This is a genomic window from Lacinutrix sp., from assembly GCF_037625555.1.
In the GTDB taxonomy this organism is placed as follows: domain Bacteria; phylum Bacteroidota; class Bacteroidia; order Flavobacteriales; family Flavobacteriaceae; genus Lacinutrix.
This window is the reverse complement of the sequence record NZ_JASJHV010000113.1, coordinates 1-11,810: the sequence shown is the minus strand read 5'-3', so window position 1 is coordinate 11,810 and position 11,810 is coordinate 1. Positions and strand designations below refer to the sequence as shown.

13 protein-coding genes and 1 tRNA gene are annotated in these 11,810 nt (G+C 29.9%); 9 read left to right on the top strand and 5 right to left on the bottom strand.

The window, feature by feature from the left end; genetic code table 11:
* Positions 1 to 33 precede the first annotated feature (33 nt).
* Positions 34 to 1,185, top strand: coding sequence for a 3,4-dihydroxy-2-butanone-4-phosphate synthase (gene ribB / locus QNK89_RS09560; RefSeq protein WP_340170793.1), 1,152 nt, complete (start codon positions 34 to 36; stop codon positions 1,183 to 1,185).
* On the opposite strand, the gene QNK89_RS09555 is transcribed toward ribB, so the two are convergent.
* The 4 genes from QNK89_RS09555 to QNK89_RS09540 form a co-directional block, all read right to left on the bottom strand.
* Entirely contained in the window at positions 1,182 to 2,738 is a 1,557-nt protein-coding gene (locus QNK89_RS09555) for a family 16 glycosylhydrolase (RefSeq protein ID WP_340170792.1), read from the bottom strand. The genes ribB and QNK89_RS09555 overlap by 4 nt on opposite strands.
* A gap of 110 nt (positions 2,739 to 2,848) precedes the next feature.
* Positions 2,849 to 4,042, bottom strand: a complete 1,194-nt coding sequence (locus QNK89_RS09550) for a DegT/DnrJ/EryC1/StrS family aminotransferase (protein WP_340170791.1) — start codon at positions 4,040 to 4,042, stop codon at positions 2,849 to 2,851.
* 207 nt (positions 4,043 to 4,249) lie between these two features.
* Entirely contained in the window at positions 4,250 to 4,531 is a 282-nt protein-coding gene (locus QNK89_RS09545) for a thioredoxin family protein (protein WP_340170790.1), read from the bottom strand.
* Positions 4,532 to 4,655: 124 nt separating this feature from the next.
* Positions 4,656 to 5,285, bottom strand: coding sequence for an NAD(P)H-dependent oxidoreductase (locus QNK89_RS09540; protein ID WP_340170789.1), 630 nt, complete (start codon positions 5,283 to 5,285; stop codon positions 4,656 to 4,658).
* 85 nt (positions 5,286 to 5,370) lie between these two features.
* On the opposite strand from QNK89_RS09540, the gene QNK89_RS09535 reads away from it, so the two are divergent.
* Both QNK89_RS09535 and QNK89_RS09530 read left to right on the top strand, forming a co-directional pair.
* Positions 5,371 to 5,760, top strand: coding sequence for an acyl-CoA thioesterase (locus QNK89_RS09535; protein WP_340170788.1), 390 nt, complete (start codon positions 5,371 to 5,373; stop codon positions 5,758 to 5,760).
* Positions 5,761 to 5,853: 93 nt separating this feature from the next.
* Positions 5,854 to 5,938, top strand: a tRNA-Ser gene (locus QNK89_RS09530).
* A gap of 160 nt (positions 5,939 to 6,098) precedes the next feature.
* Here QNK89_RS09530 and QNK89_RS09525 read toward each other — a convergent pair.
* Entirely contained in the window at positions 6,099 to 7,247 is a 1,149-nt protein-coding gene (locus tag QNK89_RS09525; protein WP_340170814.1) for a TaqI-like C-terminal specificity domain-containing protein, read from the bottom strand.
* Between the two features lie 143 nt (positions 7,248 to 7,390).
* Here QNK89_RS09525 and QNK89_RS09520 point away from each other — a divergent pair, with 143 nt between their 5' ends.
* The 6 genes from QNK89_RS09520 to QNK89_RS09495 all read left to right on the top strand — a co-directional run bounded on the left by QNK89_RS09520 (position 7,391) and on the right by QNK89_RS09495 (position 11,749).
* On the top strand, positions 7,391 to 7,843 hold the full coding sequence (locus tag QNK89_RS09520) for a DUF2452 domain-containing protein (RefSeq protein ID WP_340170787.1): 453 nt from the start codon (positions 7,391 to 7,393) through the stop codon (positions 7,841 to 7,843).
* A 27-nt stretch (positions 7,844 to 7,870) separates the two neighbouring features.
* Complete coding sequence (locus QNK89_RS09515; RefSeq protein WP_340170786.1) at positions 7,871 to 9,205, top strand: exonuclease domain-containing protein; 1,335 nt, start codon at positions 7,871 to 7,873, stop codon at positions 9,203 to 9,205.
* A 90-nt stretch (positions 9,206 to 9,295) separates the two neighbouring features.
* Positions 9,296 to 10,078, top strand: a complete 783-nt coding sequence (locus QNK89_RS09510; protein WP_340170785.1) for a DUF3108 domain-containing protein — start codon at positions 9,296 to 9,298, stop codon at positions 10,076 to 10,078.
* Positions 10,079 to 10,085: 7 nt separating this feature from the next.
* Entirely contained in the window at positions 10,086 to 10,415 is a 330-nt protein-coding gene (locus QNK89_RS09505) for an FUSC family protein (protein WP_340170784.1), read from the top strand.
* A 98-nt stretch (positions 10,416 to 10,513) separates the two neighbouring features.
* On the top strand, positions 10,514 to 11,551 hold the full coding sequence (locus tag QNK89_RS09500; protein WP_340170783.1) for a M28 family peptidase: 1,038 nt from the start codon (positions 10,514 to 10,516) through the stop codon (positions 11,549 to 11,551).
* 84 nt (positions 11,552 to 11,635) lie between these two features.
* Positions 11,636 to 11,749: a lipoprotein gene (locus QNK89_RS09495; RefSeq protein WP_340170782.1), complete on the top strand. Its 114-nt coding sequence runs from the start codon at positions 11,636 to 11,638 to the stop codon at positions 11,747 to 11,749.
* Positions 11,750 to 11,810: the final 61 nt, after the last annotated feature.

Genomic DNA, 11,810 nt, shown 5'->3' with positions numbered 1-11,810 from the left:
TAAGCAATATCTTTGCTTAAGAAAAGTATTATAATGATCACTAAAACCAAACCAAAAGTGGCTTTTAAACTAAACACTATTCAAGAGGCAATTAACGATATTAAAGCAGGAAAAATTATTATTGTTGTTGATGATGAAGATAGAGAAAATGAAGGTGATTTTCTTGCTGCTGCAGAACTAGTTACTCCAGAAATGATTAATTTTATGGCTACACATGGTCGTGGCTTAATTTGTGCTCCTTTAACCGAGGAGCGGTGTAAAGATCTTGGTTTACATATGATGGTCACTAATAATACCGATCCAATGGAGACTGCTTTTACAGTTTCGGTAGACTTAAAAGGTCAAGGTGTAACTACTGGTATTTCGGCTAGTGATAGAGCATTAACTATTAAATCTTTAGTAAACAAAAACATAAAACCTTTTGATTTAGCAAGACCAGGTCATATATTCCCTTTAGTTGCAAAAGAAGGTGGTGTGCTCAGAAGAACAGGACATACTGAAGCTGCTATTGATTTTGCACGTTTAGCAGGATTAGATGCTGCTGGTGTAATTGTTGAAATAATGAATGAAGATGGTACAATGGCACGTTTACCTCAGCTTATTGAAGTCGCTAAAAAATTCGATTTAAAATTAGTTTCTATTGAAGATTTAGTGGCTTATAGAATGGATCATGATTCTCTAATAGATAAAAAAGAAGACTTTAATATTGAGACTAGATTTGGTAGTTTTAGACTTCGCGCTTACCAACAAACAACAAATAATCAAGTACATATAGCTTTAACCAAAGGAGATTGGGCAACTAACGAACCAGTTTTAACACGTGTAAATTCAACTTTAGTTAATAATGATATCTTAGGTACACTTACTAACAATGCAGACGAAAAATTAGACGATATGTTTCGTGTAATAAATGAAGAGAAAAAAGGAGCACTACTGTTTATTAACCAGCAGTCTCAATCATTAAATTTATTAAAGCGATTAAGCCTTTTAAAAGACGAACAAAAGCAAGGAGAGGTTGTGAAAGCACCTGAAATAGCTATGGATAGTAAAGATTTTGGTATTGGAGCACAAATTTTACACGATTTAAATATTCATAAACTAAAACTTATATCTAACTCACAACAAACAAAACGTGTTGGAATTATTGGTTATGGTCTAGAAATTGTTGAATATGTTGCTTACTAATTAATAATTATTTTTTTTGTAACGATTCTCTTTCCAGAGTTTATTTTCAAAAAATACATTCCAGAATCTAAGAAAGAAACATCTATTTGCTTACTGTTTTCATATAACTTAAACACTTCATTACCTAAAGCATCAAACAAAGCAATACAATCTATTTTTTCTTCCGAAGAAATAGTAATATAATCTGATGCAGGATTTGGAGACACTTTAAATGCTTTAATTGAATAGTCATTTACACTTAGAGTGTTTTGGAACACTTTAACATAATCAATAACCATACTGCTTTGCCCAAAGTTTGAATCGATAGTTCCAGCAATACCACCCATAGCAATATTAAGTAAAAGGTATTGATCTTCATAAAAAGGCCAAGTGGCATCATTTTTAACTGCTGGATTATAAGTATAAAATCCAATACCATCAACTAAAAAAGTGATTTGGTTTGGCGACCAATTAACAGAGTAAATATGGAAATTATTAGCAACATCGCTTATTTGTTGTGCAGCGTAGTTAACAGTATTTCCACTACTTGAGGGTGTGTGTATAGCACTAGAAGTATGGTTAATTGCACCCAAACCATGCTCCATAATATCTATTTCACCACTAGCAGGCCAATTTGTAGTACCAAATTGACTATCCCAAAAAGCACCGTTTTCATTAGTGTTTTTACCTAACATCCATATTGCTGGCCAAGTACCATTCCCGAATGGTAATTTTGCTCTTACATCGACTCTACCATAAGTAAAAGCAAATTTTGAATTTAATCGTGCAGAAGTATATTGCTTTGTTTGACCCTGATCGTTGAAAGTTTCACCAATTGCAACAATATTTAAAAAACCATTATCTACAAAAGAATTCTCAATACGATTTGTATAATGTTGTTGTTCACCATTAAACCAACTTCCACCTGCTGGTATTTGTGTTTGATGAAACCATTTATTTGAATCTATAGCACCATTATCATTAAACTCATCTTCCCAAACTAAATCTGAATAAATAACATCTAATGTGTTTGGATCTATAGGTATTGTTCCGTCATCGATAACATCAACTAAATACATTCCAGAAGTAGTAACACCTCCATCAATAAAAATAACAATTTTATTATATGTTCCAGAAGCGTTTACTGGTGTTGTACCATCCGAACTTAATACTGCATTTGCAAAATCGAAAGTAATATTATCTGTCCAACCACCACCTGAAGGCACATTTTTAGTAACTTCAACATCCGCATTTGCACCATTTTCTAATTTTAAAACAATATTGTGTGCATACGGGTCAAAGCCATAGAAAGATAAACTAATTGTATTTTGAATGTCTAAATCGATTGGATTAATCAAATTCAAGAAAAAACCTTGCCAAGGATCAGAACCATCATTAAAAAACTGTCCTGTAGCATTATTAGAATCTGTAGGATCTACATTAAAGGAAAAACCACTACCTCCAAATGCTGTAAAATTATCATTAGAATCAGAAAAATCTAAAGGAAGTTCTTGAGAGAATCCTTTAATAAAAATAGATAAAAACAAAAAAGTATATAAGTAAATTGATTTCATAATCTAATTTTATTCAAAACTATGAATTGAAAATTATTAACTCAATTTTTTCACCTATACAAAAGCAATACAGCTTAAAGTAAAATACGATTTAAGGCACTTTATTGATGTTAAATTGAAGATTTTACAGCTTCAACCATCTTTTTTGCTCTTTCTACAACTTCTGCTTCCGTCCAAGACAGTTTTATAAGACACGAAATATTTCTACCAATAAAATGATCACTTTGAGTAAATGTTTTTTTACTTAAAAGATCTAAAGAATTTTTAATCTCTTTAGATAATGGAAACAAAGATTTAGCATCTTTTAAATGATTCCACTTTCTAACGTAATGCCAATTATTATCATAATAATTCCAGCAAACGTCTACTCCATTGTCTTTAAAACCTTTTATTGTTTTTCTTGCTGTTTCCAGATCTGGCAAAAAGAAATTTAAAAAAGAATAACTCTCTTGTCCACCATCTGGAACAGTTCTAAAAGTAACTTCAGGAATTTGAGATAAAGCATCTCTTAAGATTGTATAGTTTGTTTTCTGAACTTCTAAAAATTCTGGTAATCGCTTAATTTGCGCTAAACCAACTGCAGCATGCAATTCCGAAATTCTAAAATTATAAACTAAAAATGGATGCATTTCAGCACCTCTATCATTCCCTTCGTGATCATGGCCATGATCACTAAAATGATCTGCGTTTGTATAATATTTTTTATTATTAGTAATTACCGCACCACCTTCTCCACAAGTCACTGTTTTTACAAAATCAAAAGAAAAACAACCTAAATCACCTATGCTTCCTAGAGGTTTAGAATTATATTTTCCTCCTATTGCCTGACATGCATCTTCAATTAATAATAAATTATGTTTTGCACAAACAGCTTGTAGGGCACCCATATTAGCCATGCTTCCACACATTTGCACCACCATTACTGCTTTTGTTTTAGAAGTAACTGCTGCTTCAACAGCTTTAGCATCTAACCCTAAAGTATCCTCAATATCTACTAAAACTGGTATTGCGCCTAATAATAATATTGCTTCAAAACTTGCAACAAAAGTAAATGTAGGCATAATTACCTCATCTCCAAATCCAACACCAGCGCTTGCAAGAGCTACAGATACTGCAGATGTACCGTTAGAAACTAATTGTGCATAATCACATTCTAAAACATTCTTTAATTCGCTTTCTAAAGCCTTTGCTTTCCAATGACCATTACGCATACCATCAAAACCATAACGCATTAAAACACCGTTGTCTAAAACATCTTTTAATTCTTCTCTTTCTAAATCTCCAAAGCGTTCAAATCCTGGCATAAGCAATTTTAAATTTAATCAAAAATAGTTCAATTTCATTAATAAAAAAAGCCTCATAAACCAAAGTTTAAGAGGCTATAATAATATTTTTAAAACATTAATACTTTTCTACAAGACCATCTATAAAGTCAAAATGTCTATCTGTTTCTCTTAAAAAGGTATAGCCAGATAATTCTCCCAAAACTTTACCTTTAGCATTTATTCCAACTAGTTTAGGGTAGCTTCCTTTTTTATTACTTTCTTGTTTTTATTACGTTGTTCTTCAGTAATAATATCAAGTCTTCTTGGCATATCTACCATAAGAAGAACAAAGTTTTTAGATTTCAACTCAAATGCTTCAGAATTAAAAAAGTCAGTTTTTAACATTTTACATGGTGGACACCAGTCGCTGCCAGTAAAGTATATTAAAATTGGTTTACCTAAGGTTGAAGATGCTTTTTTAGCGTCATCAAAATCCGTTAACCAATTAATATTAGAATAGTTCTTCATCTTGAGAATAAGATTGAAAAGAGACACAAATAAGTATTAACAAAAGCAGGTTTTTCGTAATAAAATAGAACTTAATACAATAAAAATATATTAATAATAACAATAATCAAGCCACTATATTGCTTTAGATCGTAATAACACTGTCACTTAAATCCTTTCTAACCTTATTTAGCGTAGACATATAATCATCTTCTGCTCTATGTCCAATTGGTAAAACTAATACAGATTGTAACCCTTTAGACTTTAAATCTAAAAGTTCATCATACATTTTAGGGTTAAAGCCTTCCATTGGACATGCATCTATTCTCTCAATTGAACAAATGGTAAGTAAATTACCCAAAGCTATATAAGCCTGTTTAGTTGACCATTCATTAATTTCTAATGATGATTTATTCTCAAAGTCTGAAATTAAAAAATTTTTAAATGGATTTAAAATTTCATCTGGAGTTTTACGAATAGACTTTACTAATTCAAAATAATTTTCAATATACACGCTATCTATTGTGATTTCTGTACAGATCACCAATAAATGAGAAGCTTGAGCAACTTGTTTTTGTCCCATAGAATGCTCTACTAAATTATTTTGCAATTCTTTATCCGAAATAACTAATAATTTAATAGGCTGTAAACCATATGAAGTCGCAGTCAAATTAAAAGCCTCAAGAATAATATTTAATTTATCAACAGTTATTATCTTATCATCATCAAAAGATTTGGTAGCATATCTCCAATTTAGCGCTTTAATTATGTCCATTATATAGTTTATTAAATTTCAGCAAAAATAGAATTACATTCGCAATAAAGACTAACTAAGTTGAAATAAAAATCTTAATATACGCATGAAATCTACTCAAGAATTAATCAATTCATCAGAAACTCGAATATCTAAAGCTATTTTTCCTAATACAACAAACCATTATAATACACTTTTTGGAGGAACCGCTTTGCACATGATGGATGAAGCCTCATTTATTTGTGCAACTAGATTTAGTAGAAAAAAAGTAGTTACAATATCAACAGGTAAAATTGATTTCGAAAAACCTATTCCAGAAGGTACAATTATAGAGCTTGTTGTAAGAGTATATAAAGTTGGAAATACTAGTTGCACAGTGAAAGTTGATATTTTTATGGAAAACATGTACAGCTATCAAAGAGAATTATCAGTAACAGGATACTTTAAATTTATAGCTGTCAACAAACAAATGAAACCAATTCCAATTTTAAAATAAATTTTAAAAAAAATTGTATTTTTTATTTGAATAGAACTAAAAAGGACACTATATTTGCAGCCGCAGACAAGTAAATAGCTTGATTATGCAAAAGGAGAGTTGGCAGAGTGGTCGAATGCGGCAGTCTTGAAAACTGTTGAGGGTCACACCTCCAGGGGTTCGAATCCCTTACTCTCCGCAAAAACCCTTATAATCTATTGATTATGAGGGTTTTATTTTTAGAGTTGACAATATCGTGGACAGAAGTACGTTTTTTAACTACTTAAAACTAAGGCACAAAAAATGGCTTCACTTTTTTATAAGGAAACCATTTAATTAATTTTATTAGCTCTAAAGTATTAAGACGCTTCTACTATTGCAATCTCTTCTGTGGTTAAATTGTATAATTTGTAAACCATTTGGTCTATTTCTCTTTCTAAGGCTGTGGTGTCTGCTTTTGGGTTTTCTTTTTTTAATGACAAAATTTGATTGACTTTAATTTCATATTTATTAAGCAATTTATTATTTAATTTAGGTATTGGAAAAACTCTTAATTCATTAACCTTAAATTGAGGAAATAATTTTCTTTGATTTTTTGCAAATACTGCAACAAACCAATATCTCATAGGTTTTGAATTAAGTATTGATAACACTTTAGTTAAAGAATAATAATCATCTGATTTAGGTCGAATAACCATATAATAATTATTATCACAAACTGATTCATTATTAATAAAAGTTGAAACAATCGAATAAGGTTTTTTAGCAGGAATTTGTCTGACTAAAATTCTATCTCCTTCAAATAACTCTGGAGTTCTTCTCCTTGATAAATTTATACCATACTTAATATATTGACCACTCCAAACTGCATTATATCTTTTAATATCTGAGCCATCATAATATATTTTCCAATCTTCTGCCTTTTTTATGTTAGAATGATATACTCGCTCATCTTTCATTTCTTTAGTTAATTTAGGAACACCTTCTCCAACAGTATATGCTTGTACACCATTTTTAACTTCAAAATAAGTATCCATATCTACAGACTTACTCAAAAATTTCTTTACAATCCCAACAGTTTCTATATCACTATAAAAACCATAATTAATTATACTTCCACCAGAATTTAAATATTCTTTATTTTCTACTTTTGAAATAAATTGATGTGTCTTTTCTTTCATTTCATAACAAACTGTAGTAGAATTACCTTGTCTTGAAAATGTTAGAATAGAAGATTCAACGCTTGCGTCTTCAAAAGTCTTATCCCTATCGTTAATAATTACAATTTTTTTACCTTTTTTTAAAATATACTCTCTAAAATCTGAATTTTTCTGTAACGTCAACCAATTATTAGGGATTATATATGATAAAGAACTATTAGAATTAGCAATTTTGACTCCTAACTCAGTAAATAATATATAAGTATTAAGTTTAAATTGAGTATTAAAATAATCTTTATCTTTCAAAGAAATCAATTCTCTTGAAAAAATATAAGGCGGATTCCCAATAATAGCATCAAACCCAATATAACTTCCATCGTCTGCTAATACTTCTGGAAACTCAAAACGCCACTCGAAGGCATTGTAGTAAATGGCATTGTTTACAATTTCTTAAATGTTTTATTAAAACATGTAAAACCTTTATCTTTACAATGCTAAAAAAAAAAGAAAAAATGTCTGATAAAAAGAAACCAGATAATGTTGTTTTTAATACAAAATCACAACAATATGATGCTGCTTTAAAACCTTATGCTACAAACGTTGGTGCTCCTGCAATACAGGTGACAGAAAATATTACATGGAAAAATAAAAACGTTAATAAAGCAAATAAGCAGTTAAAGGCAAAATATCTCGAGCTTAAAGCTGAATATGATAAAATGATACATGAGCTAGAATATAACAATCTAGTTTATAATGCTAAATTTAATTTTCAACCTATTCTTGGTGAGATATACCATTTATATAAAGATAAAAAAGGCTCACCTTTTTTATCTATTATTGCTCCAAACGAATGTAATTTTGATTTTATTGGTAGTTTTTATTTAACCTCAGAACACATGTGGAAAAAAGTAGAAACTACAGAACATAAAGTAACCATACAGTAACCTTTTTAAATCTAAAATCAAAACGTATTGCATTACACAATAATAGACGTTGAAACCTCTGGAAGAACAAATAGAATTACCGAAATCTCAGTATTTAAATATAATGGAGATACTGTTATAGATGAATTTACTTCGCTTGTAAACCCAAACTGTTTCATTCCAGATCATATTACAGCTTTAACAGGAATAGATAATAGCACTGTAGCAAATGCACCAGAATTTAGAGACATTGCACAACAAGTTCTTGACATTACAGAAGGTACTATTTTTGTTGCACATAATGTTAATTTCGATTATAACGTTATTAGAAACGAATTCAAATCTTTAAATATTGAATTTAATAGAAAGAAATTATGCACAGTACGTTTAAGTAGAAAATTACTACCAGGACATCGCAGTTATAGTCTTGGTAAATTATGTAAAGATTTAAACATAAGTGTAAACGGAAGACATCGTGCTCGAGGTGATGCAGAAGCGACAGTAATTCTATTTCAAAAATTACAAGCTCAAGAAAAATCGCGAGAAGTATTTAGTGACTTTTTAAATAAAAACAGTAAAGAAGCCACCTTAACTCCTAACCTACCAAAGGAAGTCTTTAATGCCATCCCAAACAGTGTTGGTATTTATTATTTTAAAAATAAAAAAGGGAAAATAATTTATGTAGGTAAAGCTAAAGACATAAAAAAAAGAGTGCTCAGTCACTTTTACAGTAAAGCAAAAAAAAACTTAGATATGGTTCGTGAAACTGCCTATATCGATTTCGAATTGTCTGGCAGTGAACTTGTAGCTTTATTAATGGAAGATGCAGCTATAAAATACCATTATCCACAATACAATAAAGTTTCAAAAAGAGTACCTAAAGGGTTTTCAATATTTAGTTATCAAGACCGTAACGATGTTATGCATATTGCTATTAACAACAGTAAGGCTGTACCAAACCCAATAATTACATTGTGTAGTTTGCGCGAAGCACGTTTATTTATAGAGCGTATATGCGAGCAATTTAGTTTGTGCCCAAAATTTTGCCACCTACAAGAAGGTGTAAGCGAATGCGCTCACTTTACATTAAAAAGCTGCAAAGGTGTTTGTAAAGTCAACGAAAACATTCTAGATTATAATGAGCGCGTCACCAATGCTATTTGTAAAATTATAAATGATAGTAGAGATGTCATAATAAAAGAAAAAGGCAGAAACAATACTGAAGAAGCTTTTGTTATTATTAAAAACGGAACCTATTTAGGCTACGGTTTTGTAGATAGTAGTCAACAAATAAAGCATCAAGATGAGCTAGAACATTTCTTAATTAAACAAAAGGATAATAGCGATATAAAAAGTATATTAAGAAGTGTACTTTTAAAATAGTATTATAAAAATCTTAAATTAAACCCAAATACAATATTTTCGGCATAATTAGTGTTTACAATATCTATATTTGAAATTTAAAATTTATACATGAAACATTTATTTCTATTATTAACACTATGTTTTTCGCTTTTAATAAATGCACAAAACAATGCCTTTAAAGCAGGAGAGTCGCTTACATTTACTGCTGGCTATAAGATGTCTGGTTTAATGACGGATTTTGCTCAAGTAACCATGGAAACTAGCGAAATAAAAACATCTAGCTCAACTTTATTGCGTTTAAAATGTAAAGCGACTACGTACAGCAAATGGGATAATTTTTTTAAAATTAGAGATCTCTACGAAAGCTATGTAAACCCTAATACATTAACACCATATTTATACAAGAGAGACATAGATGAAGGTGGTCATTATAAGTTTGTTAAATACAATTTTAACCATAAAACAAAAACTGTAAAAAGTTTAATTAGAAAGAAAAGTAAAAATTTCGAGTCTGGTTTTTGGGATAGAAATGCAACTGTGAAAATTAGTTATAACACTAAAGATATTGTGACAACAATCTACCACTTAAGAAGTTTAGATATTAAAAAAGCTAAAATTGGAGATAGTGATACTTTTACTGTATTATTTGATGCAAAAGAAACAAAATTTAGATTTACCTACATTGCAAAAGAAACTATTAAAACTGCAATAGGCACTAAAGAATGTTATAAGTTGCGTATAAACCTTACCAATAGTGATGCTTTAAAAGGAAATGATAATTTTCTTTGGCTAACTGCAGACGAAAACAGGGTTCCTGTTTATGCAAAGTTTAAAGTTGCAGTAGGAAGTGGAGAATTAAGAATTAAAAGTGCAACAGGTTTAAAAAACTAATATAATTATGAGACTATTATTTATTATTTTAGGTTTAGTAAGTGCCATTTTCGCAGTTATTCTAGCCGTTTTACCATTATCAAATTTTGCTTTTTTTCCAGCAATAGCAGGATTAATTTTTGGAATATTAGCCTTTTTAAAAGGAAGAAAAGAAAACAAACCAAAACATACAGTACAGCTTATATTTTTGCTTACAATTATAGCATTAGCATTAGCCACTTTTAAATCTATAACAGCAACTACAGAAGTTGGTGATACAGAAAAACTAGAGCAACGTGATCAAGAATCTCAAGAAGATGCCATAGAAGAATTAGAAGATATAGATTTTACAGAGTAAAATCTATTTAAAATAGTAAGTGTCGCATAATTATTTTTATGCGACATTTTTATTTTTAACTAAATGTAAGACCGTAACTCAATTAAATACTTTTATAAATGAAATCTCTACTTATTGCCTCTGCTCTTATAATAGTAGGTTCTTGTGCAGAAACTAAACAAAGTACACAAACTAATAATCTAGAGAACACTATTAATATAATAGACAAAGAACTTATTTTAGAATATTCAAATTCTATAAGTGTAAAAGATTTAAAATCGAGGCTAATAGTTTTTGCATCAGAAGATTTTCAAGGTCGTGGCACTGGTACGCAAGGACAAAAAAAAGCAACACACTTTTTAAAAGACTTCTACAAATCAAAAAGTATAGCTCCTGTAATTAAAGATTCTTCCTATTACCAATCCATTCCTTCAAGTTTTTTTCCAGAAGGCATAGAAGCATCAGAAAACGTATTAGCTTATATAAAAGGAAGTGAAAAACCAGAAGAAGTATTAATAATTTCTGGCCATTTAGACCATTTAGGAATAGAAGATAATGCCACTCATTTTGGAGCAGACGATAATGGGTCTGGCTCTGTAGCAATTACAGAAATTGCAGAAGCCTTTAAAATAGCAGAACTTAGTGGTTATTCTCCCAAAAGAAGCATCTTGTTTTTACACCTTACAGCAGAAGAAATAGGATTACAAGGCTCTAAATTTTATGTAGAAAATCCGGTTTTTAAACTCAATAAAACCATTGCTAATTTAAATATAGATATGGTAGGTCGTGTAGATAAAAGACATGAAAAAACCCCAGAATATTTATACATTATTGGAGCCAATAGAATAAGCAAAGAACTACATAACATCTCCGAAGAAGCCAACAAAACATTTACCAATCTAGAATTAGATTACAAATACAATGCAGAAACAGATAAGAACAGATACTATTACAGAAGTGATCATTATAATTTTGCAAAACAAAACATTCCAGTAATTTTCTATTACAATGGTGAGCATAAAGATTACCATAAACCAACAGATACAGAAGATAAAATAAACTACCCATTATTAGCAAAACGCACAAAGTTAATTTTTGCTACTGCTTGGCAATTAGCCAATAAAAAAGATTTTTTAATACCTAACAAAGCACGTTAGTAGTATTAAAAAATATACAATAAAAATAGTAAACTTCCTTTTTTCTTGTATTTTTACTACTTAATCAAATCAATTAGACTAAAAATGAAAAAAGTACTTTCTATTTTTACTATAGCTTTAGTGTTAGCATCCTGTGGTTCTTCTAAGAACAAAGAAGCAACTACTAAAGTAAAAGAACCAGCAAACACAACTAAATAATCAGAAACCATTACTACCGAAGATATAAAAAATGAACTTTACGTATATGCTGGAGACGCAT

Bases quoted from the DNA above. Each gene is read 5' to 3' on its own strand.
- ribB (WP_340170793.1), top strand. From the start codon at position 34: ATGATCACTAAAACCAAACCAAAAGTGGCTTTTAAACTAAACACTATT.
- QNK89_RS09555 (WP_340170792.1), bottom strand. From the start codon at position 2,738: ATGAAATCAATTTACTTATATACTTTTTTGTTTTTATCTATTTTTATT.
- QNK89_RS09550 (WP_340170791.1), bottom strand. From the start codon at position 4,042: ATGCCAGGATTTGAACGCTTTGGAGATTTAGAAAGAGAAGAATTAAAA.
- QNK89_RS09545 (WP_340170790.1), bottom strand. From the start codon at position 4,531: ATGAAGAACTATTCTAATATTAATTGGTTAACGGATTTTGATGACGCT.
- QNK89_RS09540 (WP_340170789.1), bottom strand. From the start codon at position 5,285: ATGGACATAATTAAAGCGCTAAATTGGAGATATGCTACCAAATCTTTT.
- QNK89_RS09535 (WP_340170788.1), top strand. From the start codon at position 5,371: ATGAAATCTACTCAAGAATTAATCAATTCATCAGAAACTCGAATATCT.
- QNK89_RS09520 (WP_340170787.1), top strand. From the start codon at position 7,391: ATGCTAAAAAAAAAAGAAAAAATGTCTGATAAAAAGAAACCAGATAAT.
- QNK89_RS09510 (WP_340170785.1), top strand. From the start codon at position 9,296: ATGAAACATTTATTTCTATTATTAACACTATGTTTTTCGCTTTTAATA.
- QNK89_RS09505 (WP_340170784.1), top strand. From the start codon at position 10,086: ATGAGACTATTATTTATTATTTTAGGTTTAGTAAGTGCCATTTTCGCA.
- QNK89_RS09500 (WP_340170783.1), top strand. From the start codon at position 10,514: ATGAAATCTCTACTTATTGCCTCTGCTCTTATAATAGTAGGTTCTTGT.
- QNK89_RS09495 (WP_340170782.1), top strand. From the start codon at position 11,636: ATGAAAAAAGTACTTTCTATTTTTACTATAGCTTTAGTGTTAGCATCC.